Here is a 26116-nt window from a genome sequence, read left to right as displayed (position 1 = left end):
AATTAATGAATTTTAATAGCAGAAAAATAAAATTATTTTCGAACTTGCTGTTATCCTTTATTTCGATAATAGGATTTTCACAGAATACACAAACACAGAAATTCCATGATACAAAAGGAAATATAGAGGTTACCTCAGCAGGACAGCTTCAGTATACTTTAGCTATTGAAACTCCACCTGGTATAAAAAATATGGTGCCCGATGTTAATCTTACCTATGTAAGCGGTGCCGGAAATGGACTTGCCGGTTATGGATGGAATATTTCCGGGATAGCATCTATTTCAAGAACAGGTAAAAATCTTGAAAAGGATGGAGTTATGAAAGGAATACAGTTAGATTATTCAGATTACTATAGTTTCGGTGGGCAAAGACTCATTTTAAAATCAGGAGAATATGGTAAAGACAGTGCAGAATATGTAACTGAAAAATACTCCAATATAAAGATTAAGTCAGTGGGAGCTATTGCAGGGCAGTCATGGCAGGGTCCTGAATATTGGGAGGTTACTCTTGAAAATGGTTCTCAGGTATGGTATGGTGCGACATCTTCGGGGAATAGTAATGCAAGAACTCCTTTAGATTATTATATTGTAAAATCAAAAGATACCAACGGTAACTATATTACTTATGATTATATACTGGAAAATAATGTTGCTGTCATCAATAATATTGAATGGGGAGGAAATGAAACTCAAAATACTCCGTCTATTAATAAAATGATGTTCACCTTCCAAGCAAGACCTAAGTCAGAGACAGCCTATATACAAGGGAGTGAATTTTCTCAGTCCAAATTACTTGAATCTATTACTGTTACTACAAAAGGAAAACAACATAAAAAGTATAAGCTAATCTATAAAACAGATTTTCAGAAAACTCTTTATAGGTATCTGGAAAAAATAACCGTTTTAAACAGTGATGATGAAGAAACTACCCCAGCTCATTTCATTTACGAAAAATCATATAATCCGTATACTGCAAATCTGCATGATTGGAAAGGGGGAGCAACACTAAAGCCTAATAGTGATACTGATGTAATAGGGGATTTTGATGGAGATGGCAATCTTGATTTATTAAGGTATCATTCCGTAACAACTGATAAAATACTACAAAAAGGGTTATATCTCTATAAAAATTTCTATTCACTTACCCTTGATGTTTCTAATAATATTCCACAATTTATAGAGAGTACTTTATTAGGGTTAAAAGACGCAATAGCTGTGAACTTAAAAAAAGAGAATTTAATCCATAATAGACAAGGATTTGTCATATATCAAAAAGTTAAAAATTCAACTACGTCCAAATTTGATCTTGAGCTATTATTTTATAGTATTGGAGAAAATAATCAATTGGTTTTAAACCATAGAAAAGTTATAGCGAATTCGGATTATGACAATACTTATGGAATTTCAATAGATGGGACAGTTACGACTATTAATAATCTGAAGAATATAGATTTTAATGGGGATGGCTTAAGTGAGTTAGTATTAATGCTTAATGACAAATCTTGTGAAATTTTAGAAGGACCGAATAAAAGACCAACAAAATGTGATGAACATAAACGTTATTATGTAATTGATCTAGATGAAACCATTCAGGGGAATAACTGGTTTTATCCCTTGCATCTTTCTTTTGATTATGATAAAAGAGATCAGGATGTATTTGAAATTTATAAAACTGGAGATTTCAATGGAGATGGATTGTTTGATTTCCTAAGAGTAGATTCAAATAAAAAACCATTTTTAATCACTTTTCAGAAAAATACCTCAGGGAAATATACTTCTAGTTTATCTCCTTTTAATCCTTCCAACAATGAAATCATTAAAGGAGTATGGGAAGACAGTTTAGTTGGTGATTTTAATGGCGATGGACTTAGTGATCTTATGATGACAGCTGATGTTACTTCTGCCTTGTGGTATCTCTATACATCAAAGGGAAATGGCTTTAAAGAAGAAATGATAGCTTTTGAGCGACAGGCAAAAACTCGTCAGATAATTACGGAGTCTAATGAAAATATTAAAGTTTATAATCCCCGAACATTTGTAGCATACGATATTAATAATGACGGAAAAACAGATCTTATTAACCTTCAATCTCAAAGATTTTATAACAGATATTGGGCAGGAGACAATACTTTTGGAGCAGCTTATAAAGAAGAAATAAGGTTAACATTTAAGGTTTTTTCAATTTTTGAAGGTGAATATAGTACAGTAAACGATATTTATGGATATAGCGATTATAACACGTATTTTACTGCTAATAACTATGCTCAGCAATTAGCTGTTGGTAAATCAGACTTTATAGGAGTTCCTGCTGACCTGTGGACAGGAGCGATGTTAAAAAAAATTGCGATGGGATCTATTGGAGAAGTTGATCTTGATTACGGTAAAGGGCAATATACAAAGTCATGCAATTTCTTTGATATTTCAATGGAGGGACGTATTAAGAGTATCATACAAGGAGGAATTACTACTGATATTACTTACAAGCAATTAGATAAAATGAAGAATCCAGGATTATATGACGGGGTTAAATCTGAAAACTATCCTTATGTTGAAATTAATCAATCAACAGGAATGTATGTTGTTTCAGAACTTACTCAATCTACTAATTCAGATAAGAAACTAAAACAGGATTTCAGGTATCGAGGGCTTACTTCTAATATTCTTGGAAGAGGAATGATAGGATTTAGAAAAGCAGCACGCTCATCATGGTATGCAGAAGGATTTGAAAATACAAAAGTATGGTCAGGGGTAGAGATTGATCCTGCCAATGAAGGTGTTCCTGTGAAAGAGTGGAAAATCAAGACTAATGAGGAATCCAAAATATTTCCGGAAGACCTTTCTGAAAATAACTTACAATTATTGAGTCTTTCAACCATAATTTACCAAAAGGATAAACTTTTAAACGGTGAGGTGGTAGAAAACATATCAGATGCTGACAAAGCTAAGACAGTTATATCTCTTCTTCCAAAAATAAACAGAAGTAAAGACTTTTTGACGAATGTTATTACTGAAAACACAATTACTTATGGAGAGTATTATTTGCCTTCTATTTCAAGAATTTCTGTTAATGGAGATTTCGGTGTATCAAGTCAGCAATTTGGATACGCTAACAATCCTTCCGGGCAAGGTAAAGATTATTATATAGGAAGAGTTACTATTAAAGTAAACGAGAACAATGCATATTCTGATAATCATAGAACAATGGAATTATACACTTACGAAAATAATCTTGTGAAAACGGTTGGGATTATTCCAGAAGCAAATATTCATGCTCTAAATAATGGTATAACGAATGAGTTTATGTATGATGGATTTGGAAATATTATTAAAAAGACAATCAAAATAGGTAATAACAATGCTATCAATGTAAATGATGGCCCCATACAAACTGAAAGCTCAGAATTTGATTCTACTGGTAGATTTGTTATAAAGAAAACTGATAAGTTGGGACTGGAAACAAATTTCACCTATAATGATTTAGGGCAGATATTAACACAAACAGACCCATTGGGGAATATCATTACAAATACATATGATAATTGGGGTAAACTTTTAATCTCGACCAATAATTTGAAAGGAACAAGTACTTATATGTATGATAAGGATACTAATTATAATGTTACTATTACCCAGAATGAATCCGATGGAAATATTACGAAAGTATTTACTAATAAACTGGGGCAAGAGTATCGGACTTCTACAAAAGCTTTTGAGCAAGGAAAATTTATATCTAAAGATACTCAGTATGATATATTGGGAAGAAAAACAAAAGAATCTGAACCTTATTTTGAAGGACAGAGCGCAAACCAATGGAACACTATTATTTATGATGATTCTGTATTCCCTGCCAAAGTTACGACTACAGCTTTTAATGGTAAACAAACAGAAACTATGGTCTCAGGTTTGGCAACAACTGTTAAAGAGCTTAATATTAATGGATACCAGAGAACAACCTCCAAAACAGCAGATGCTTTAGGTAATATCATTGCCACTACAGATAAAGGAGGAACAATACATTTTTCCTATAATGCCATCGGAAAGCAAATTCAGGCTAAGTATGGAGAAAATATAGTGACTACAAAATATGATAAGTGGGGAAGAAAATCTGAGTTTAATGACCCTTCAAATGGGCTATACAAATATCAGTATAATGGGTTTGGTCAGCCTGCCAAGATCATAAGCCCTAAAGGAACTAAAGAATATATCTATAACAAATCAGGACAGTTGATTTCTCAAAAAGAACTTTCTATAGCAGACGCAGGACAAGCAACCAATAAAACTATTTCTTTTGTATATAATTCTAAAGGTCTGCTTATTAAAAAATCTGGTATTGCACAGGGACAGGAGTTTAGTTCTGATTTTACATATGATCCTCAGGGAAGATTGATATCAACTTCAGAAAATAGTTACGGAAGAAAGTATACTCAAAAAGGAATTATCTATGACGATAAAGGGAGGATCATTTCCTTTGAAAAAGAATTACAGGGAGGTGTAATTACCAAGGCTACTATAGAAAATGTTTACAGCGCATGGAACGGAGAGCTTTATCAGGTCAAAGATAAAAATTCTGGTAAAGTCTTATGGGAGCTTAAAGAAACTAATGTTAAAGGTCAGGCGTTAAAAACAAAATTAGGAGAAGCAGAAATTAAGAATTCTTATGATGTAAATGGTTTCTTAACCGATACGAATCATTCATCAGCTATTAAGCCTTCCATTCTTCAATTGTCTTATTCTTTTGATGCTATAAAGAACGAGTTGAGAGCCAGAACAACAAGCGGAGACTTTAATATTACTGAATCTTTTGATTATGATGATAATAATCGCCTTATCAACTGGAGTAACCCAATAACCGGAATTAAACCATCTTCAGATAGAAATGTTTATGATGTTAAGGGAAGAATTACCCAAAATGATCAGATAGGAAATATTAAGTTTGAAAATTCTGATAAAATTTACCAACCAACGGGTATGACTTTAAATACGGCAGGAACGCAAAATTATAATGGTGATTTGATTCAAACCATTACTTATAATGAAAATAACGATCCGGTACAGATAAATGGAGAAAAAGCCCGTATTAATTTTGGTTATGGACTAGAAAGTATGAGACAGAAGGTAAATATTATTGAATTAAAAATGTCTCCAATGCCCTCTGGTAAACCACAGTTTACATGGCAAGATACTTTTACTAAATTTTATAGTGAAGACGGTAGTTTTGAGATAGTAATAGATCTTATTAACCAAAAAGAAAAGCACATTTTATATATCGAGGGAAGTCCTTATGAATCAAACATCGTATATTTGAAGGACTTTGGTCAGACAGAAGGATCTTATAAATTTCTTCACAAAGACTATTTAGGAAGTATCCTCGCTATAAGTGATGAATCAGGGAATAGGCTTGAGCAGAGACACTTCGATGCCTGGGGAAATCTTACACATTTACAGTACGGAAACACACCTGTTATCACTGATAAAAATGTTATTGACAATACCTTATTATTAGTTGACCGTGGCTATACCGGTCATGAACACTTTGTAGAGGTAGGGATTATTCACATGAATGGCAGGTTGTATGATCCATTATTAAGAAGATTCCTAAATGCAGATGAGAATATACAAGACCCTACCAATACCCAGAATTATAATAAGTACGGATATGTGATGAATAATCCGTTAATGTACAACGATCCTGATGGAGAATTCTGGATGTGGTTAGCAGGAGCATTAGTAGGAGGGTATTTAAATGGTGTAGCTGCCAATAATGGTAACTGGAATCCTACAAAATGGAATTGGCAGAAGTCATGGAGTGCAGTAGTGGGAGGCGCTATTGGTGGGGCGGCAATTGGAGGTACTATAGGTAATATATCCAATAATGCAGGAGCTATTAAGAATTACTTACCAGGAATTGTTTCAGGAGGATTAAATTCTGCTTTTAGTGGAGGAAATTTCTTGGGTGGTGCTATTGGAGGTTTATCTTATACTGGCAATCTATCTGGTAATAGTGTAACTTCCACTAATGTCGGGTATAAGTATATTGTTTCTCCTGATGAAAATACATCAGGTGGTGGATGGGATGATCTGACAAAGAATATATTGCTCAATTATGTAAAGGATAATTTTTGTGCTGCTTGTTCTTATGGAGCATTACAACAAATGGCAGGTACTAAATTTGAAAATGCTTTTAATGCAATTATGGGTGCAGACTTGGCTTCATTTAATTATATAGGTAATGATAAAAGAATTGCCGGTATGTATAAAGGTAGGCCAAGAAATACAATTCCAGACGGAGTGTACGATCTGGTACGGGATGAGATGGAATATAGAAAGGATAATTTCAAGATTGGTCCTTTTAATATCCGTATCCCAATTCCTACAGGATTGAATACAAGAAGATATTCTGGTGTACAATATGCGGAAGTAAAAGCAATAGATGGTACACTATATACTAGCTCCAATCAAGGTCAATTGTCTGCCATGATTACTTCCATGCACACAAATAATGGTGTTAATAGTTATGGTGGACAGTTTTTAATAGGGACTACTTCAGACACTGTTATATCACCTAGTATTTATACACTAGGAGCAAGCTTTGGAAAAAGTGCAATTAGCATATGCAGGTCAGATTTTCTCAAGGATGGGGTCGTGTTACAAGTACAGCTTATATTAAATAATTTAAATTATGAAGAATTTATTAGTCTTCTCAATATTTTTTATTTTAAAAACAAATATTATAATGGCACAGAATAATTTTAAGATTTTAACAAAAGTTGAAGAGCAAGGAAGTTATAATCTAAGAGATTTAAGGTTTTACAAGATGTCATCTTATAATGAGAGTATTGCGTATTTCATTGATGATTCTAATTTGCTAGTGCAACCGAATGTTCCTGCGGCTGAACATTCTTTGATACTTAGTCTATCTGATTTTAATAATGATAAATTTCCCCTATTGCCAGAAAACGACACTCCTTATTATAGATATAAGGAATTAATGAATAAAGAGGGTTTTTCAAAAGAAAACATGTTGAAAATATTAATTGAATTAAATTTCAATTATCAAGAAGATACATTTTATGCAGATGCAGAAAAATTTGTAAAGACACTCTCTTTAGATGATAAAAAGAAGTTTTTTATTCCAGTGCTATTTTTTATAGGTGAGGATTTACACAAACTTTGTCCTAATGCAGAATGGGATTTTAATGTTCTGTATTATTTTCATCCATTTTCTGACGTAGGTCTTTATTATGAGAAACGAAATTTTTCATTCTATGATTTAAATCTATTATTAGAGGGCAAGCTGTTCAATAATAAGAATATAACATTTAAAAGTATTTATCATAAAATTGAAAAAAAATTAATGAAAGATAAAGAGTTATGGTGGGACTTTGGAAATATTAAAGGTGATTAATATGAAAACTAATCTCTTTCAATATAGAGTAAGCAAAAGCAGGAATTCCTGCTTTTGTTATCTTTATTACACAGGAATTATGAAAAACATATTATTTCTTAATTTAGTAATATGATGTGCCAGAAATATGTAATAATGGATAAAGTTGAAGCCTTTAATAAATATCCTTTGGAAACATTAAGAAAAGTAGAGAAACAATCAAAATTTAATCTTGCCACAGCAACCAAGGTTGAAGATAATCTTTATTTAATAGAACCTATGGAGGGAGACAAAAGTATTTTTGCACCTAAAGAAGTGTATGAGGAAATATTTTCTAAAAATTGTTTTCCTGTATTTCATGATAATGATACCCCTTATTATAGATATAAGGAATTGATGAATAAAGAAGGCTTTAAAAAGGAAAATATGTTAGCTATATTAAATGAGTTAAATTTTGATTATTATCAAGACTCATTTTATGCAGATGCTGAAAAATTTGTAGAGACGCTTTCATTAGATGATAAAATGAAGTTTTTTATTCCAGCACTATTGAGGATTTACATAAGCTTTGCCCAAATGCATAATGGGATTTTAATCTTCTGTATTATTTCCAGCCATTTGCCGAAGCTGGTTTGCATTATGATAAGTATAATTTTTCTTTTTATGATTTGAATATATTCTTAGAAGATAAGCTATTGAAGAACAAAAGCATCAAATTCAAAGATATTTATAAACGTCTTGAAAAGAAGTTTAATAAGGAAAAGTATGACTGGAATTATACTATTGAGTTGGTTCCAAAAAGTAAGGACGAATAAATAAATATTAACTAAAAGTAGGACGGTTTCTGCTTTTGGTTTCTTTATTATAAAGGAGCTTCATTGCTCGTGGGTAATACCGGACATTACAAGGGAATATCCACATGAATAGAAGATTGTAATTCAGATGGCAGCTGTGGTGCTTTGACAAAGAGTATATTGCGTAACTATGTAAAGGATAATTGTTCCTATGGATAATTGCAGCAAAAAGCAGGTACAATGTTTGAGAATGCATTTCATTCAATATTGGGGACTGATTACTCAACTTTGAACTATGAAAGTAATGTAAAGAAATTTCCAGGATTTTATAAAGGCAGAGCTAGAAATACAATACCTGATGGTGTTTACGATTTGATAAGAGATAATTATTATTCATGGGAAATTGGAAACTTAGTGATACCAACACCAATTCGTAAAAGTAGTATAACTTTTACAGGGGTTCAGTTTGCCGAAGTTAAAGCCATGGATGGTACTCTATATAGTAGTTCAAATCAGGGACAACTTTCTTCGATGCTTTATTCAATGAGTAAAAATCCTGGAGTTAGTAAATATGGTGGACAATTCATTATTGGAACAACTTCAGACACAGTAATTTCACCAAGCTTATTGCACAAGGATTGTTATATAAAATACAATTTATCCAAATGACTGCTCAGTATAGAATGATAAGAGGATTAATGGAAATGAGATTATATAATCACGGTGCAAGCCCAAGTACCAGTTTTGTTAAATAAAACTAAAATATAAAATGAAAAATACCTTAATTTTAATATTTGTCTTTATGAACACTTTCTTATTTTGTCAAAATAATAAAATGAATGAACAATTACGAAAACTATTTTTGGATTTAGAATTAGCTGGAAATCCTCACGAAATTGCAAAAAAATCAAAGCTAAAGTTTGAATCCGGGACTAATCGAACTATAAGTTGGGGACGTTCTGATGATATTTCCGATTACGTAGTAAGTTTTGATAAAAATCCTTTTATTGAATCCAAAATAAAAAAAGGGATATTGACAATTATACTCAAAACTTCGGATATTAGAAATAATGTTTTCTCAGTAAATGAAAGAATTTGGCTTTATAATGTAGACGACATGCAGAAAGAATTTATAAAAATAGGCTCGATATTTGAAAAATTAGCATTAAGAGTTAAAAATACTGCTATTCAGAATGAAAATTTTGAAACAGTATCTGAAAGTACTGAAATCAAATTTGATACTAACCAGAAGCTAACAATCGGTTATCATCTACCTGTTAATAATGAAAAGAATAAGGAGTATTCTATAGTATTCATATATGATAACTAGTAATCTTTGATTGATAAAATTGCAAGAGCTGTTGCTAAGCCCAAGGACTACTGGATTACTATTAAGTGGATTCAAACAATTATTATAAAAAATAAAGAATGGGAAAGATTACAATAATTTTAATGCTATTTCTAATTATCAGTTGTGATAGGAGCAATAGTTATTCAAAAAATAATAAGAATTTAGGCGTATTTGTTAAGGAAAATACATTTATTAACTCGCCTGGAATATATTATTTCAGAGATTTTAATATTGTTGTAAAAGAATTCAAGGATGATACAATTATTTATGGGGTTTTCGACTATTACAATAATTTATTATATCAAAGAAATATTAATATTCCAATTAGTAATTATATGAAATGGACTATTTATATTGATAATCAAGGTAAAGTATGGTTCTATAATGCAGATTATCAAGAAACTAATGTCTTTGTTGTAGAAGGGGATAAAACAACTTTTATTAAAGATTTGAGAGAACTACCTCCAATACCGGATGAACTTTCAAAATTTATAAAGGAGTAAAATGAGGGCTGTCAAAAAAGGCAACCCTTTCTTAAAGATAATATTCAAGAATATTTTTAAACTTAATTTCAGAAAGCTAAATCTATAGCATAGCCTACAATCATTAAATTTAAATTATGAAAAAAATTGTTATACCACCTTTTTGTCTTTTGTTTATTTATTGCTCGAATCAAATTAAATTGAATAAGGAAAAAGATGTTGATATTATATTTCTATTAACCCACATTGATTCCCAATCACAGAGGTCATAGAGGAGATTATAAAAAATAATACTAATAATACCTATATTATTGATCCTTTAGGTTTTTATGGTAAATCTTTTGTTCTGGAAAATGGGAAAATATTAGATCCATATCTGTATTTTAAAAATGGGTATTATTCTAGAAACGATACATCATGTCGTGAAGATTTGATTATTTTAAATCCATTTCAAACAATAAATCATTCAATAATCTTCGATAAAAACAATCGAGCTGTTTTTAAATATACTAATTCGAATAAGTACGAGCAGATTATTAAATCTTTTCATAACAGATATAATGCAATAATTTTAGGTTGTGATTATTATATTAAGGAATTAGAGTCTAAGGGATACAAAGTTTTAGAAGATAGTATAGTAACTAAAATTCCTTTAAAACCTTAGGGAATACATCCTTAATTAGTATGAAAGCATTTATTTTTCTATATACTGTAAATGAAACTATATATGAAAAATCTTATTTAAAAAGTAAATATTATGCAGGCTATAAAATAAAAGTTTCTAATAACATTTGGCTACTTTGTTATTTACATCATTTTGATTTACATAGTGAGAATTGCTTTGGACAATTTATGATTCCCGGAATAAAGTAATAAAATCAAATTTAGTAATTGCAAGTTGGAATGAATCTACTGAAAAAAAGATTAATTATTTTGACGGTAAACATATTTCAATAACAAGTTCATACGGAAGAAATTTTAAAGATGGAATAGAGGAAGATAATAGTATACCTATCGAAGTATCTGAAATTTTTGAAATTGATAAAGAGTATCGATTCAGGGAAATAAAATAATTTTAATACTATCGGATTCCATAAAACAAACCCGCAATACATTTTAATAATGTATTGCGGGTTTAATTTATTTAATATATTGAAAAATATTATTCAGCGTCATATTTACTGATCACTTTCTGAGTAACACCTGTACTGCTGAAACCTCCATCATGGAAAAGATTCTGCATTGTTACTTTCTTGGTAAGATCAGAGAATAAAGTTACACAGTAGTTGGCACAGTCTAAAGCTGTAGCATTTCCTAGTGGAGACATATCATCAGCATATCCAAGGAATCCTCCGAAACCTTTCACTCCGCTACCGGCTGTAGTAGGAGTAGGAGACTGAGAAACCGTGTTTACACGTACTTTTCTTTCACCCCAGTAGTTCCCGAAAGTTCTAGCAATACTTTCAAGATAAGCTTTATTGTCAGACATATCATTATAGTCAGGGAATGTTCTCTGAGCCGCAATATAAGTAAGAGCAAGGATGCTTCCCCATTCATTCATACAGTCTTTTTCCCAAGCTACACGCATTACTTTGTGGAATGATACAGCAGAAACGTCCCAGCCTTTTTCCAACCAGTCGTAATTCATTTCTGTATAATGTTTCCCTTTTCTTACATTTACGGACATTCCTATAGAATGAAGAATAAAGTCTATTTTACCAAATTTAGCAACAGCAGCATCAAAAAGCTTCTCAAGATCTTCTATAGAAGTAGCATCTGCACCTATTACTTCAGATCCTGTTTTTTCAGCTAAAGCATTAAGTTCTCCCATTCTCATAGCGATAGGAGCGTTTGATAAGATAAACTCCGCGCCTTCTTCATGACATCTTTCAGCAACTTTCCATGCGATAGATTGTTCATTAAGAGCTCCAAATATAATTCCCTTTTTGCCTTTAAGTAAACCGTATGACATAATTTTTTAATGTTTATTGAACTACAAATGTAGGAATAATTGTAGTTATGACATAATAAAAATGGAGCCTTATCTATGATAAGCTCCATTTATCTTGAAAATATTTATATGACTGAAATTTTAATTGGTTTTCTTATTCCATTCCGCCTTTACATCCTCTGCAGCATCTTTGGTTTTTTCCCATGCCTCATCAGCTTTATCCTTAATATCTTCCCAGGCATCTGATACATTAGCTTTTACCCTGTCCAGCCAATCCTCCTGACTTGCTTCCTGGTCATTATTTCGTTTTTCATTGATGTAGTCCTTGGCTTTGTCTGCCAATTCATTGATTTTCCATTTCGTGTTATCCGCTGCATTCTGTAAAGAGTTTTCTACATTGTTTACTGCATTTTCCGCTTTGTTGTAATCTGAATTGTTCATAATATTATAAATTAGGTTTGGTAGTATTGATTAAACAATAACCATTCCTAAAATCGGCGAGCTTTGTTAAACTTTTCATAATCTTTTGTTATCTTTTTCTAAATCAGCTTACCTTTATCTGGTAAATCTGATAATTATGGAAAAAATACGTTGTGGCTGGTGCGAGAAGGATGACCTTTACAGAAAGTATCATGACGAAGAATGGGGGAAACCTGTATATGATGATGAAACATTATTTGAGTTCCTTGTTCTTGAAAGCTTTCAGGCAGGTTTGAGCTGGTATACTATTTTATCTAAAAGAGAAAACTTCAGAGAAGCATTTGATCATTTTGATTATCAAAAAATTGCTGCTTATTCAGACCAAAAAATTGCACAGTTAATGGACAATGCAGGAATTATCAGAAACAGGCTCAAGATTCTGGCAACTGTTACCAATGCTCAAAAGTTCATGGAAATTCAAAAAGAATTCGGCAGTTTTTCAAAATACATCTGGGATTTCATTGATGGAAAACCATTAGACAACACACCTAATACATTAAAAGAAATTCCGGCTACTACAGAAATCTCCGATATAATCTCTAAAGACCTTAAAAAAAGAGGATTCAAATTTGTAGGTTCTACAGTTGTTTATGCTCATATGCAGGCTACAGGAATGATAAATGATCACATTGAAAGCTGTTTTACAAGGAAAAAATAAATTGTATTTTATTCTTTTTATGGTGATTTTTTTATGGATTATATAATTGTTGATTATTAAATATATATGGCTTGATTCGTTCAAACACTTATCATGAAAAGAGTTTTTAAATCATTGTAAATTAGTATTTTTCATCTTTCGGTGAGTATTGGATTGTTTACTCACCTTGAAGTGTTTTAAATTATTGAATTTTTAATAAAAATAGGTGATTATTGAAAATTTTGTATATTTGCATCCTCAAAAAACACACTGATGCAGAAAAAATACAAACAATATTTACGCCTTCTTTTTTTATTATTTACTATGATGATGAATGCTCAGATTGGGATTGGATTACCAAGTCCTGATCGTTCAGCAATGCTTCATGTAGATGCTAAAGATAAAGGAGTGCTTCTGCCAAGTATTGCTTTAACATCGGCAACGGATAATACTACAATTTCATCTCCGGCAGATGGTCTTATTGTATGGAACAACGGGAAAGCCGCACTTACAGAAGCCGGTTTTTATTATTGGTATGAATCAAAATGGAATAAAATATCTACTGCTTCCAATACAACGAATAAAACCGATAACGCGACAGGATGGAATACCACAGGAGAGAACAGCGGAAATTATAGCGGATCAAATACAGCCTTGTCATTGGGAACAAAGACAATGGATGACCTGATTTTTAAAGTAAACGCTTCCATCGCAGGAAGATTGGGAGTAGATAACTCTGTAAGTTTTGGATTGGGAGCCAATGCCGGACAAAATGGTATTGCTATCGGAAGTTCCAGTTCTGCTTTTCAGGGAATCTCTATTGGGAGTGCAGCTGCAGTTACTGCAAATGATGCCTTAGCAATAGGGAATAAATCGACTGCGGGAGCTTTTAAATCAACTGCAATCGGATACAATGCCCAAACGAGTAAAAATGAATCAACTGCAATCGGAAATAATGCGTCTGCAGGAGGCTTTCAATCTATCGCATTGGGATATAATGCGAAAACAAATACAAATAGTGAAACAGCGTTAGGATATAATACTGTAACCAATAAAGAAAATTCAACTGCTGTAGGCTCAGAAGCTAATGCTTTGGGACAATATTCTACAGCTATAGGATATGGAGCTGCCACCTCACAAGCCAATGCCATTGTTTTGGGGAATAATAATGCGAATGTAGGTATTGGCACTGGTGCTCCGAATACTTCTGCAAAGCTGGATGTAAGCGGACAATATAAACTTGGTGAAAAGGGAAGTGTACAGAAAAATCAGATTACTTTTGAAGTATGGGCTGATGTTTCTATTAATAATTTGCCGCCGGGAAAATCTAAAACACTTGAAGTTGCTGTTCCGGCAGGATTTCAACCAGGTTCTACAAGAGCGGTAGTCGTAGTTTCTCCGGCAGGAGATTTTGCAGGAAATACAACGTTTTCCATTTCCAATCCAAGGCTGACATCTACTTCGAGTATTGCCCTCAATCTTACCAATATCTCAGGTAGTGCCAATAGTTTATACTCAAGTCATTTTTATGTGATGATCAATGAGTTTTAATTTGATAATAAGTTTTATTATAGTTGATATGGTGTTAAGGCTTCCTGCTTGGGAAGTCTTTTTTTATTTTTTATAGATTAATACGAGCCGAATAGATCGTAAAAATATTTGAAACAAATATATCGTGCACAAAGTAATTTGAGTATTTTTGTACTTTAAAATAATTTATGATAGCCTTCTCAGAACATTTATGCTTTAAAACCTATGCTGTTTCAAGGTATATTACAGGATTATACAAGCCTTATCTGGATGAGGTTTCCCTCACATATCCTCAATATCTCGTGATGCTGATTTTATGGGAAAACGGAGAAATGAATATCAGTAAAATCGGTGAACATCTTCATTTGGATAACGGAACATTAACTCCTTTGCTAAAAAGGATGGAGAAAAACGGACTGCTCAACAGAACCCGAAATATAGATGATGAAAGAGTAGTGCTCATCAATGTAACAGAAAAAGGAAAAATGCTTAAAGAAAAGGTAAAGCATATCCCAGAAGCAGTTCAGAGCAGTTTTCATCTCGATGGAGATCAAAGAAAAGAATTCATGAATACTTTGGACGAAATATTATTAATGCAAAATCAATCAGAAATATGAAAAAAATAGGGATAATAGGCTATGGATGGCTTGGAGAGAGAATTGCAGATTCTTTGTCCGGTAAATTTTTCATATATACTACTACAACTTCTCATGAAAAATCAGAGCAAATCAATGCAAAAGGATTGAACGCGACTGTAGCAAGTTTCCCGGATTATCAACTGTCTGATCCTATTTCAAGATGGAATGTACTGGATGACATTGATATTTTAATTATTACCATTCCGATTTCTGGGAAAAGATGTTGTGCAAGCTCTTTATACAATAGAATTCAAAATTTGTCAGCATTTATCGGTGATTTTCAAGGACAGATGTTTTTAATGAGTTCTACAGGCGTATATCCGGATCTTTCAAAAGACTTTACAGAAGAAGATGTTCCTGTAGAGCAAGTTTCAGGAGAAAGAATGATGAAGAATAAATATCCGCATATCAATATTTTAAGATTAGGCGGGTTGATGGGGGATAACAGACTTCTGAAGAACTATAATATTAGCAATCCTGATCATGTGGTTAATCACATTCACTATAAAGATATTTCCGGTAGTATCTTAAAGATGATTGAAAAAGGAAGTAGTCACAAACTATACAATATCACTGCCCCCATTCATCCAGTAAAATCGCAGGTGATGAATGCCCAGAAAAATATTGAAGATCCAGAAGAAATAACAGCAATGAAAGGAAAGAAAATTTTATCCTCGAAGCTTATCAAAGAACTGGAATATGTTTTTCAATATCCGGATCCGAGGAAATTTCATGAGATTTTATAAATTGAAAGATTGAAGCCTTTATAAACCCAAACCCAAAAATAAAATCTGCGTTATCAGCAAGGTCTGTGTGAATAAATATTCAATAGGTGCTGACTTTAGCCCGCTCAAAAGAAAAATAAAAACCATTGGCTTTAGCCAAACGTAATAAAAAAAGCTATCCTCACCTAAGAGAATAGCCTTTATTATATATTGATTTCTGTAATTACTTAATAATTCTGTCAAGTACCCATTCAATAAGTTTTTTCTCAGAATTATGGTGGTCTGCAGAGAACTCTCCACGTCTTCTGTTGGCAATTACGTTATTTACAGTAATCGCTTTGTGACCTAATAATTTTGAAAGAGCATAGATTGCAGAAGTTTCCATTTCGAAGTTGGTAACACCAAGGTCGTTCAATGTTTCAAGGAATTTATCATCTACAGCCTTTAGACGAAGCTGTCTTCCCTGTGGAGCATAGAATCCTGGGAAAGTAGCTGTATTTCCGTGATATTTTGCATCCTTGTAATATTCACCCATTTCTTCAGCCCAGTCTGCAAAATAAAGCATTGGCTTGATTTTTTCGTAAGGGAATTTTTCCATGAAACTTCTTGAGAAATCATTTTCGAAGTTGTAATCCTGATAGAAATGCATAAGACCATCTAATCCTACTACATTTTGAGTTACAAGCATATTATCAACCTGTACGTCAGGATTTACACTGCCACAAGTTCCCATACGGAATAGTTCAAGAGCTTTGTGTTCCGTTTTAAACTCTTTGTTTTTAAGATCGATGTTTACCAAAGCATCCAGCTCATTCATTACGATATCGATGTTCTCAGTTCCGATACCTGTAGACATTACCGTGATTCTTTCTCCACGAAGAGTCCCTGTATGAGTGTAAAATTCTCTCTTGTTTTTTTTGATCTCTACAGTATCAAAATATTTTGAAACCTTTGCCACTCTGTCCGGGTCACCCACAAGGATGATTTTGTCAGCAATATCTTCAGGTAAAAGATTTAAGTGGTATACACTTCCGTCTTCATTCAGAACAAGTTCTGAAGCAGCAAGTTTGTTTAGCATAATTTATATTTTTTTGTTTTAATTAATGAAAAATTGCCTCTCTATAAGAGAAACCATAAGTTGATTTAACGATTTTTTATTTGTGATGTGATGGTTTGGAAATGATTATTTATTAAACACAAAGATTATTCCTGATTCCTGTTTTTCTGTTGAAAAAATTCAGTAAAAGAAAGAAAACCTGCTGTAGCAGCAAACAATAATTTTGTTTTCATAATACTATTTTAATTTGATGTGTTGAATTTAATTAAAAATAATCCTCCTCCCAATAACCTCTCGCCATTATTTTGCCGGTATTTCAGAATAAACCGTTCTCCTAAGAATAATGAATCTGATTTCGGGGTTTAAAATTAGTGAAAAATTATTGTACGGGAAATATAAACATTATTTAATCTGCTATTAAAGTTAGGATAATATTTGATTAATAGTTTTGCCGCTAAAAAATTCATGAGATCTTATCCACTGCTTATTGTTGCCCTTCTTATAGGATTTGCAGTAATGTCTTTTAATCCTGTTTACAAAGGAAAAGAAAGTGAGAATACATTTATTAATAAAGGTTTAGCTGACTTCAAAACAAAGCTTGAACGGTTAAAATCAGATGTTCATCAGTTTTCCGAAGACCGTATTTCTCTTGAAGAATTACAGAAATCACTGAGCAGTACCAGAAATTCATTTAAAGAAATAGAGTTTTATATCGCTTATCATTATCCGGAATTTACCAAAACTCACCTTAACGCAGCTCCTTTATTCCATATTGAAGCGGCAGGAACTTCGGCTTACACTCTTCCGCCGGAAGGATTGCAGGTATTGGATGAACTGATTTTCTCAGAAGATGCTTCCAATGAAAAAGAAAAGATCAAAACCATTACTGATTTTTTACATAACAGCTATTCAGGTTTTTATTTAAGTGCTGTAAAAAATGGGTTGAGTAAAGGAAATAATAAAACATTACCATTGCGAATAGAGCTGATCAGGATATACAGTCTTGGAGTAACAGGTTTTGATACGCCAGGGTCTCTTAATATTGCAGAAGAAGCGAGCCATGCTCTTTCGGGGATGAGAAAATACATCAATGATGATCCCTATTTTAAAAATTATAATACCCAAAAAGCAAATCAGACCTTAGCGGAAGCTGTTGATTATCTTTCAAAGAATACCAATTTTGAATCTTTTGACAGAATTGAATTTTATAAAAAATATATTCAACCCTTATATGAAGAATTGGGGAAATGGGACGGAAGACCTGATGATCTGAAAGAGTTTTCAGGTTGGAATGTCAATAACAAAGACTTTTTCAGCAGTGATTTTTTAGACCCTTATTTCTATACTTTATTGAAAGCTTCAGAGGATAATCCTGATCTTCGAAACCTTGGGAAATCTATTTTCTATGATCAGAACTTAAGTGGTAACGGAAAAATGAGTTGTGCCAGCTGTCATCTTCCTGAGAATGCTTTTACAGATCTTAAAGCTAAATCCCAAAGTAATGTTGAAGGAAAAACAGTGTTGAGAAACTCTCCCTCTTTATATAATGCAGTTTTTGCCAAAAGATTTTTCTATGATCTGAGAGCTTTTTATCTGGAACAGCAGGCTGAACATGTTATTTATAATGAAGAAGAGTTTAATACAAGCTATGAAGACATCATTCAAAAGCTTAAAACCAGTCCTGACTATAAAAAAGCATTCCGTTCTGCCTTTAAAGATGGAAAAATAAACAAAGAAAATTTTTCTAAAGCTTTAAGTTCTTATGTGGCTTCGCTATATTCTTTTGATAGTGATTTTGACCGTTTTATGAGAAATGAGAAAAACGTTTCCGATGATGTGAAAAAAGGTTTCAATCTGTTTATGGGGAAAGCGAATTGTGCAACCTGTCATTTTGCACCACATTTTTCAGGTTTGGTTCCTCCTTTTTTTAATGAAAATGAATCTGAAGTGCTGGGCGTAACCACAAAGCCGATCAAACAGCTTCCTATAGAGCTTGATCAGGACCTTGGAAGAGGAAACAGCCCTGTGAAAAAGGAAAAATCATGGATCTATGATTATTCATTTAAAACGGTGACGGTTAGAAATATTGCGCTTACAAAACCTTATTTCCATAACGGAGCTTTTAATACATTAGAAGAGGTTCTAGATTTTTACAATGAAGGTGGAGGAGAAGGTTTGGGATTACAAATGAAAAACCAGACGCTTGCTCCGGATAAATTAAACCTTACCCAGACAGAAATGAATCAGATAATTGCTTTTTTAAATGCACTTACGGACGTGAGTAAAGCGAAGTAGGCGGCATTTATATTTCAGGATACAGAAGCTGTACAATATTTTTAAACTATATCTAAATTCATAATTAAACCTAACAGGTTTCTAAAACCTGTTAGGTTTTTTGTATACGAAATAGAGTCTTCATAATAATAAATATCCTTTCTGTTTATATCTCAATAATTATTAATAAATGGCTGCTATTTAACAAAAACTTAATCCCCTTAACATTCGGTTTTAAATTAATTAATATTCCTCTAATTATATTTAAAATCCTATTAACAGACAAAAAGCCTTTAAAAAATAGATTTGCAAAGTCTAATAAATCAAAATTAAAATGAAGAAAAAACTACTAACAATTGGAGCTTTGGCTCTGCTTGCAACTTCTGGTATCAAGGCGCAGCAAACAATCTTATTTGATAAAGGTGCCTCTTGGAGCTATAAAGATAACAATCAGGCAGAACCGGATACCTGGAAAACAAAAACCTACGATATTTCAACCTGGGCGGTTGGGAACGGACCATTAGGATACGGAGATCCTGTAACCACTACGATTAATTCCGGACTTTACGCAGCCTATTTTGCCAAAGATATCAATGTAGATCTTGCTACTCTTTCTGATACTATGGAACTTGGAGTGATGAGAGATGATGGGATCGTAGTATATCTGAACGGGGAAGAAGTGGTAAGAGATAATATGCCTGCGGGTAATATTACTTTTAATACATTCTCAAGTACTATAATTGACGGTGCGGCAGAAAATGTATATAATATTTTTTCTATTCCTAAATCAAAATTCGTAAACGGAACAAATAGAATTTCTATTGAATTGCATAACAGAAGTGTAACAAGCTCAGATCTTAGAATTGATGCTTATCTGAAAACACCTTCTAATATAACACCACCAGTTGTAAACTGTAACGGAACCCACATCAGCTGTTTTACTTCAATTGTCCCTACTGCACAAACCAATAAACTGATTATTCCTGCTGAGCATAAATATCAGCTTATCTTAAAAGAAGGAGATAATTATACAGAAGGAGGCGGTTTAGTGGGCGGACAGAATGACTTTACAGCTTACGTGGGAAAAGCGGGAAGCAGCACAAACGGATATCTTTCGGTAAACCATGAAACCAATCCTGGTGGAGTTACTATGGCGGAAATTAATTATAATCCGTCTTCAAAACTTTGGCAGCTGACAAAATCAAGAGCAGTAAGCTTCTCAGATCCTAGTTTGGTACAGACCATAAGAAACTGTTCAGGAGGAATAACCCCTTGGGGAACTATAGTAACGGCAGAAGAATCTGTTACGGCTAACGATATAAATGGTGACGGATACAAAGATTACGGATGGCTTGTAGAAATTGACCCTGCTACAGCTCAGGTTGTTTCTAAAAACCCTGACGGTTCTAAAGGTAAACTTTGGCAAATGGGAATCATGAACCATGAGAACGTAGTCATTAATAATACGGGAACTGTAGCATATTACGGAGAAGACGGAGGTACTCATATGGTATACAAATATGTAATGGATACCCCGAACAACCTTTCATCAGGAAACCTTTATGTGCTAAAACTGGATCAGGGATTAACAGTGGCAGGTGATCCGGCAGGGACTACGGCAACATGGGTTCCGGTTCCGAATAAAACCAAAGCAGATCAGAATAACACAGCAAACCTTGCACAATCTGTAGGAGGAACTAGATTCAATGGAGTAGAAGATGTGGATATCAGTCCATTAGATGGGAAAATTTACTTTACGGCAAAAGGATTAGACAGAGTTTACCGATTAAAAGATGACGGAACAACAGCTTCACAGGTAGAAACATTTGTGGGTGGAGGTTCTACGGTATATTCATTCAATACTCCGCAGGGACCGAAAACGGAAGCTTGGGGAGATGGAAATGATAACCTTACATTTGATGAACTTGGAAACCTTTGGGTACTTCAGGATGGTGGTAAAAACTATATCTGGGTAATTGCTCCGGATCACACGCAGGCAAACCCTAAAGTAAGATTGTTTGCTTCTATGCCGGCAGGATCTGAGCCTACAGGTTTAACGTTTACTCCGGATCATAAATTTGGATTCTTCTCTATTCAGCATCCGGATGCTACAATATCTACAGATGTTGATGCAACAGGAAATACAATTGATTACAGAGGAAAATCGGCAACTGTAGTTATTGCTCTTAAAGCAAACCTTGGAACAGAAAGTTCTCTTGGAACTATTGAAAACAAAGCAGCCGAAAATACAGTCACTGTAGCTCCAAATCCAACTTCAGGAATTGTGAAGATCAATTCAGTAAAAGGACTGAAAGATATTTCAGTAACTGCTTACAGCATGGATGGGAAAATTGTGTATACTAAAAAGTTCAATGGTACAAACAAAGCCCTGGATCTTGATTTTACACAGCAATTGGAAGTATCTCGTATCTTACTGTTGAATATTGAAGCAGAAGGAGGTTTCCAGAAGACGGTAAAACTTTTAAAAAAATAAATTATTTATAATTCCTGTCTGTCGGTAGCTTTTGTTGCCGGCAGACATTTTTTATTTATGAAATTTCCATCATTGGTAAACCTAAACATTGATTTAGAGGGTGCAATTGCATATGATCTTTAAAACATTAAACATTTTCACATGAAAAAACTTTTCCTTCTTATTTCCATAGTGTCACTGGCTGAGGTTAATGCTCAGATTGATCCTGTTAAATATCCTACATTTACGAATATTGATGAGGCGTTGAACAGTAAAAAAGCCGTTTACAGTATGAGTTTCAGAGAGAAAAGACTATTTAACCTTCCTCCTGAGATTGTAAAGCTGGATTCTTTGTTCTTTTTAAATATTATGGCAAATAAACTTGAAAAAATGGATCAGGAGTTATTTGAACTAAAAGAACTTGAATATTTAAATGTAAACGAAAATAGCATCAAATACATCCCTGATGAAATAAGCAAGCTTACAAAGCTCACCTCTTTCTCCATGAATTTGAATAGTTTGACAAGCATTAATCCAAATTTTGCAAAACTTCAAAGCCTTAAGGTCGCCCTTTTTGATGCCAATAACCTGAATACTTTTCCCGAAGCATTAATGGAAATTCCTGCATTGGAAGAGATTAATTTACAGGGAAACCAGATCAGTTTCATTGCAGACCGATTAGATAGGATCAAAAACCTGAAATTTTTAAACCTTTCCAATAACCAGATCAATGACATGGGAAACCTGTCATTTCCAAAAAATATAAAATATCTTGAATTACAGCAGAACGCCATTATAAAGCTCCCTGAAAACCTTTTTAAAGCTCAGCAGCTCGAATTTCTGAATGTAAGCGATAACAATATCACAGAAATTTCATCCGGGATAAAAGGATTGAAAAATATCGTCAGCATGAACCTTGCTAACAATAATCTGAAAGATATTCCTGTAGAAATCAGTCAGCTGAAAAATCTCAAAACCCTGATTCTTACAGGAAATCCTATAGAAAAATCTAAAATTGAAAAATTAAAAACCTTACTGCCGGAAACCCAGGTTTATTTCTAATCCTATCCGCCAACACGTTTGGTTTTATAGCCCATATCTTTAAGGATAGTCATTATTTTATCACGGTTATCCCCCTGAATGATAATCGTTCCATCCTTCTCAGAACCGCCTATTCCTAAGGTGGTTTTTATTTTCTTTGAGATCTTTTTCAGATCTTCATCGCTCCCTTCCCAGCCCTCAACAATAGTAACAGGTTTACCGTTTCTTCCTTTCTTCTCAAATTTGCATACCAAAGGCTCTTTCTGCTTGAATTGTTCTTGAGGCATTTCAAAATCCTGCTCTTCATGTTCAGGAAAAAGATTCTTCAATTGATCACGTAAGTCCATAAAGCAAAATTAAAAAAGAATTATGGAATTACAGAAGAAATGCTTTCAAAATTATAAAACCTTTCCATTTACTTATTGTAAAACAGTATGTTTCTTTTTCCCGCTAAAAATAATTTTTTAAAACCTATATTATATTCCTGTTTTTCATATTTTAGCTTGCTAATTTTTAAAACTGATATGAAAACCAAAATTATTCTACCAGCCTTATTTCTGGCTTTCGGAATTACAAATGCTCAAACAGGTTTTTCAGGAGATCCGCTTCATGCAGTCTTTGAAACAAAAGATACAGACAGCTTCTGGAAAGCATTCGATAAAATGGAAACTTCAAAGCAAAACCCTTTTTCAGATTATGTAAAAGAAGGAACTGCAGGAGTTCAGGGGTTTATGAAAAACAGAATAATCAATGCAGATTCATTATACTCAGTAGTAAAAAGGAGAAAAGAAGATTATCTTAAAAGCCGTAACGTACTAGCTGGGATCAATCAAAAGGAAAAAAGAACAAGAGCAAGTTATACAGCTTTAAAATACTGGTATCCTGAAGCAAAATTTCCACCTGTATATTTTGTATACGGAAGATTTAATTCAGGCGGAACCATTTCTAAAGACGGAATCATTATCGGAACAGAGAAGTTGACCAATCTTGATGGCATTGTACCTCTTATTGCACACGAGCTGATTCATTTCCAGCAAGAAAATGTAGGAAAAGATATTCTGATAAAGTATGTTCTGAAAGAAGGAAGTGCCGATTTTATCAGTGAATTGATCTCAGGAGATACCACGAATACAAGCACTCCGTACTACCAATATGGTGCAGCTCATTCTGATAAATTATACAGAGAATTTGTAACGGCATTAAAAACAGCTGATTCTGTAGACTGGCTTTACGGAACCAGCAAAAAAGATGACCGTCCCAATGATTTAGGATATTGGATGGGATATAAAATTACAGAAGCCTATTTCAACAAACAGTCAGATAAGCATAAAGCTATCCACGATATTTTGAATATCACCGATCCTTTATTATTCTTAAAAGAAAGTGGGTTCTTAGATGCTTACATAAAAGAATATACAAATAAGAATAATATAAAATTTGATGACTTTTTTAAAGGATAGAATAACCTTTTAAATAATGTAGAACAAATTATAAATCTGCGAAATCAGCAAGATCTGCGGGAATACTATAACTCTCAGATTATGCAGGTAACGCAGATTTTTTCTTTTTGGTCTGAATAATAAAATTCAGAACTTCAAATTCGTCTATTCATCGGAAATTCGATAAATTTGTATACTAAAGTTTTACAAAATGTCAAAAAAAGCAATATTAGCAATCCTTGACGGATGGGGACTAGGAACAAACCCTGACGTTTCTGCCATAGACAAAGCCAATACACCATTTATAGATAGCTGTTATCAAAAATTTCCTCATACGACCCTTGAAGCAAGCGGTTTAGCTGTAGGTCTTCCTGCAGGACAGATGGGAAATTCTGAAGTAGGACACATGAACCTTGGAGCCGGAAGAGTAGTTTACCAAAACCTGGTAAAACTGAATATGGCAGTTGAAAACGGAACCCTGGGACAGGAAAAAGTAATTCAGGACGCTTTTGAATACGCTAAAAGAGAAAATAAAAAAGTACATTTCATCGGATTGGTTTCCAATGGAGGAGTACATTCACATATCAATCACCTGAAAGGATTACTGACTGCAGCCAAAGAATTCGGTTTAAATGAAAATGTTTTCGTACATGCATTTACAGACGGAAGAGACTGTGATCCACACTCAGGATTAGGTTTCATTGAAGAGCTTCAGAATCACATGGAAGCTACTACCGGAAAACTGGCTACTGTTGTAGGCAGATACTACGCAATGGACAGAGATAAAAGATGGGAGCGTGTGAAACTAGCCTATGATGCCCTTGTAGAAGGAGTAGGTCTTGAAACTACAGACGCTTTAGCTGCTATTAAAGATTCATATAATAATAATGTAACGGATGAATTCCTTAAACCAATCATTTTAGTTAATACCACCGCTACAGGAAACGTTGTGCCGGTAGCAAAAATTATTGATAATGATGTAGTAATCTGTTTCAATTTCCGTACAGACAGAGGTAGAGAAATTACGGAAGTTCTTTCCCAAAAGGATTTCCCGGAATATTCTATGAAAAAACTGAACCTTTATTATATTACATTAACCAATTACGATAAAACATTCCAGAATGTTCAGGTAGTTTTTGACGAAAATGTTTTAACGGAAACAATGGGTGAAGTTCTTGAAAAGAACGGCAAAACTCAGATCAGAATCGCTGAAACAGAAAAATATCCACACGTTACTTTCTTTTTCTCTGGAGGGAGAGAAGAAGAGTTTAATGGTGAGAAAAGATTATTATGCCCAAGTCCGAAGGACGTTCCTACTTATGATTTAAAACCCGAAATGTCCGCTTATGATATCACCAATGCCATTGTACCGGAATTAGAGAACGGAACGGCTGATTTTGTATGCTTAAACTTTGCCAATACAGATATGGTAGGACATACAGGCGTATTTGAAGCTGCAGTAAAAGCCGCAGAAACAGTAGATGCTTGTATCGAAAAAGTTGCTACAGCAGCCTATGAAAACGGATATGCAGTATTTATTCTTGCTGACCACGGAAATTCAGATGTCATGTTAAATCCTGACGGAACACCAAATACCCAGCATTCAACAAATTTAGTTCCTTTTATTGTAATGGATAAAGACCATACATGGAGCTTAAAGCCTGGAAAACTGGGCGATGTAGCACCTACCATTTTAAAGGTAATGGGCGTTGAAATACCAAATGCAATGACAGGAGATATTTTAATTAAATAAAATTCAATAATATTGTTAAAAAAATGCCGTTATAACTATATATCGGCATTTTTTTATGATTTATGTCAGATAAGGTATGAGTTGCATACTTTATTATGCGTTAAATAA

Annotated in this window: 21 protein-coding genes; 17 read left to right on the top strand and 4 right to left on the bottom strand. The window is 33.4% G+C overall.

Annotation, left to right across the window (positions count from 1 at the left end; genetic code table 11):
• Positions 1-5: 5 nt before the first annotated feature.
• The 8 genes from AC5YGG_RS06025 (at position 6) to AC5YGG_RS05990 (ending at position 11083) form a co-directional block, all read left to right on the top strand.
• Positions 6-6746, top strand: a complete 6741-nt coding sequence (locus AC5YGG_RS06025; RefSeq protein WP_496143575.1) for an RHS repeat-associated core domain-containing protein — start codon at positions 6-8, stop codon at positions 6744-6746.
• Entirely contained in the window at positions 6733-7404 is a 672-nt protein-coding gene (locus AC5YGG_RS06020) for a hypothetical protein (protein WP_496143574.1), read from the top strand. The genes AC5YGG_RS06025 and AC5YGG_RS06020 overlap by 14 nt, the downstream gene beginning before the upstream one ends.
• Positions 7405-7539: 135 nt before the next feature.
• Complete coding sequence (locus tag AC5YGG_RS06015; protein WP_496143573.1) at positions 7540-8055, top strand: hypothetical protein; 516 nt, start codon at positions 7540-7542, stop codon at positions 8053-8055.
• Entirely contained in the window at positions 8052-8198 is a 147-nt protein-coding gene (locus tag AC5YGG_RS06010) for a hypothetical protein (RefSeq protein ID WP_496143572.1), read from the top strand. The genes AC5YGG_RS06015 and AC5YGG_RS06010 overlap by 4 nt, the downstream gene beginning before the upstream one ends.
• Before the next feature lie 219 nt (positions 8199-8417).
• Entirely contained in the window at positions 8418-8846 is a 429-nt protein-coding gene (locus AC5YGG_RS06005; RefSeq protein WP_496143570.1) for a hypothetical protein, read from the top strand.
• Positions 8847-9012: 166 nt separating this feature from the next.
• On the top strand, positions 9013-9507 hold the full coding sequence (locus AC5YGG_RS06000) for a hypothetical protein (RefSeq protein ID WP_496143569.1): 495 nt from the start codon (positions 9013-9015) through the stop codon (positions 9505-9507).
• A gap of 98 nt (positions 9508-9605) precedes the next feature.
• A complete protein-coding gene (locus tag AC5YGG_RS05995) occupies positions 9606-10031 on the top strand; it encodes a hypothetical protein (protein ID WP_496143568.1) in 426 nt (141 codons plus the stop codon).
• Positions 10032-10846: 815 nt separating this feature from the next.
• A complete protein-coding gene (locus AC5YGG_RS05990; RefSeq protein ID WP_496143567.1) occupies positions 10847-11083 on the top strand; it encodes a hypothetical protein in 237 nt (78 codons plus the stop codon).
• Between the two features lie 89 nt (positions 11084-11172).
• Here the strand turns inward: AC5YGG_RS05990 and AC5YGG_RS05985 are convergent, their stop codons facing one another.
• Positions 11173-11982: an enoyl-ACP reductase FabI gene (locus AC5YGG_RS05985; RefSeq protein WP_065394672.1), complete on the bottom strand. Its 810-nt coding sequence runs from the start codon at positions 11980-11982 to the stop codon at positions 11173-11175.
• Positions 11983-12102: 120 nt separating this feature from the next.
• Positions 12103-12402, bottom strand: a complete 300-nt coding sequence (locus tag AC5YGG_RS05980; RefSeq protein ID WP_076552300.1) for a DUF883 domain-containing protein — start codon at positions 12400-12402, stop codon at positions 12103-12105.
• Between the two features lie 136 nt (positions 12403-12538).
• Here AC5YGG_RS05980 and AC5YGG_RS05975 point away from each other — a divergent pair, with 136 nt between their 5' ends.
• The 4 genes from AC5YGG_RS05975 (at position 12539) to AC5YGG_RS05960 (ending at position 15992) form a co-directional block, all read left to right on the top strand.
• Positions 12539-13099, top strand: coding sequence for a DNA-3-methyladenine glycosylase I (locus AC5YGG_RS05975; protein ID WP_496143566.1), 561 nt, complete (start codon positions 12539-12541; stop codon positions 13097-13099).
• A 252-nt stretch (positions 13100-13351) separates the two neighbouring features.
• Positions 13352-14629 carry a phage tail-like protein gene (locus AC5YGG_RS05970; RefSeq protein WP_496143565.1) on the top strand — a complete coding sequence of 426 codons (1278 nt, stop codon included), beginning with the start codon at positions 13352-13354 and terminating at the stop codon, positions 14627-14629.
• A 167-nt stretch (positions 14630-14796) separates the two neighbouring features.
• Positions 14797-15225, top strand: coding sequence for a MarR family winged helix-turn-helix transcriptional regulator (locus tag AC5YGG_RS05965; protein WP_496143564.1), 429 nt, complete (start codon positions 14797-14799; stop codon positions 15223-15225).
• A complete protein-coding gene (locus tag AC5YGG_RS05960) occupies positions 15222-15992 on the top strand; it encodes a Rossmann-fold NAD(P)-binding domain-containing protein (protein WP_496143563.1) in 771 nt (256 codons plus the stop codon). Before AC5YGG_RS05965 ends, AC5YGG_RS05960 begins: the two co-directional genes overlap by 4 nt.
• 202 nt (positions 15993-16194) lie before the next feature.
• Here AC5YGG_RS05960 and AC5YGG_RS05955 read toward each other — a convergent pair whose 3' ends face one another.
• Positions 16195-17049, bottom strand: a complete 855-nt coding sequence (locus AC5YGG_RS05955; RefSeq protein ID WP_496143562.1) for a nucleoside phosphorylase — start codon at positions 17047-17049, stop codon at positions 16195-16197.
• A 444-nt stretch (positions 17050-17493) separates the two neighbouring features.
• Here AC5YGG_RS05955 and AC5YGG_RS05950 point away from each other — a divergent pair, with 444 nt between their 5' ends.
• From AC5YGG_RS05950 to AC5YGG_RS05940, 3 genes are all read left to right on the top strand, one after another.
• Positions 17494-19323 carry a cytochrome-c peroxidase gene (locus AC5YGG_RS05950; protein ID WP_496143561.1) on the top strand — a complete coding sequence of 610 codons (1830 nt, stop codon included), beginning with the start codon at positions 17494-17496 and terminating at the stop codon, positions 19321-19323.
• A 313-nt stretch (positions 19324-19636) separates the two neighbouring features.
• A complete protein-coding gene (locus AC5YGG_RS05945; protein ID WP_496143559.1) occupies positions 19637-21796 on the top strand; it encodes an alkaline phosphatase PhoX in 2160 nt (719 codons plus the stop codon).
• 141 nt (positions 21797-21937) lie between these two features.
• Positions 21938-22837, top strand: a complete 900-nt coding sequence (locus tag AC5YGG_RS05940) for a leucine-rich repeat domain-containing protein (protein WP_496143558.1) — start codon at positions 21938-21940, stop codon at positions 22835-22837.
• 2 nt (positions 22838-22839) lie between these two features.
• Here the strand turns inward: AC5YGG_RS05940 and AC5YGG_RS05935 are convergent, their stop codons facing one another.
• On the bottom strand, positions 22840-23163 hold the full coding sequence (locus AC5YGG_RS05935; RefSeq protein ID WP_496143557.1) for a translation initiation factor: 324 nt from the start codon (positions 23161-23163) through the stop codon (positions 22840-22842).
• Between the two features lie 177 nt (positions 23164-23340).
• Between AC5YGG_RS05935 and AC5YGG_RS05930 the strand changes: the two genes are divergently transcribed.
• Together AC5YGG_RS05930 and gpmI are read left to right on the top strand one after the other, a co-directional pair.
• Entirely contained in the window at positions 23341-24276 is a 936-nt protein-coding gene (locus AC5YGG_RS05930; RefSeq protein WP_496143556.1) for a DUF2268 domain-containing putative Zn-dependent protease, read from the top strand.
• A gap of 190 nt (positions 24277-24466) precedes the next feature.
• Positions 24467-26008 (top strand): 2,3-bisphosphoglycerate-independent phosphoglycerate mutase, encoded by a 1542-nt coding sequence (gpmI, locus tag AC5YGG_RS05925; protein WP_496143554.1) that lies wholly within the window; start codon positions 24467-24469, stop codon positions 26006-26008.
• Positions 26009-26116 lie beyond the last annotated feature (108 nt).

The organism is Chryseobacterium sp. CS2K3, assembly GCF_059515185.1.
The sequence above is the reverse complement of the archived record's forward strand: the minus strand, read 5'-3'. Positions and strand labels throughout refer to the sequence as shown.